The sequence below is a fragment of the Streptomyces milbemycinicus genome, from assembly GCF_002154605.1.
Lineage (GTDB): Bacteria > Actinomycetota > Actinomycetes > Streptomycetales > Streptomycetaceae > Streptomyces > Streptomyces milbemycinicus.
This window is the reverse complement of record NZ_MUNE01001213.1, coordinates 1-300: the sequence shown is the minus strand read 5'-3', so window position 1 is coordinate 300 and position 300 is coordinate 1. Positions and strand designations below refer to the sequence as shown.

Here is a 300-nt window from a genome sequence, read left to right as displayed (position 1 = left end):
CGGCCGCGCTGCCCGCTGACGAACTGGCCCGGTGGCTGGAGGAACTGCTCACGGGCGAACGGGCGCGGCTGGAGCTGGAGTACGAGCTGTACTTCGCCGCCCTGCGCAATGAGGGGCTGCGGCCGATCGCCGCCGAGTGCCTGGACGAGATGGCCCGGATGCTGGCGCGACTGGTGCCCGACGCCGCCACGGCGCGCGCGGTGGTGGCCCTGATCGACGGGCTGTCCCTACAGGTGCTGCTGGCGGACCGCCCGTACGACCGGGAGGGCACCCGTGCGACACTGGCGCGGATCTTGGGCG

Annotated in this window: 1 protein-coding gene; it reads left to right on the top strand. The window is 73.7% G+C overall.

All coding sequences use genetic code 11. From position 1 onward, the window contains the following. A partial coding sequence (locus CCN51_RS52170; RefSeq protein WP_211303361.1) for a TetR family transcriptional regulator C-terminal domain-containing protein occupies positions 1 to 300 on the top strand: 300 nt, incomplete at both ends.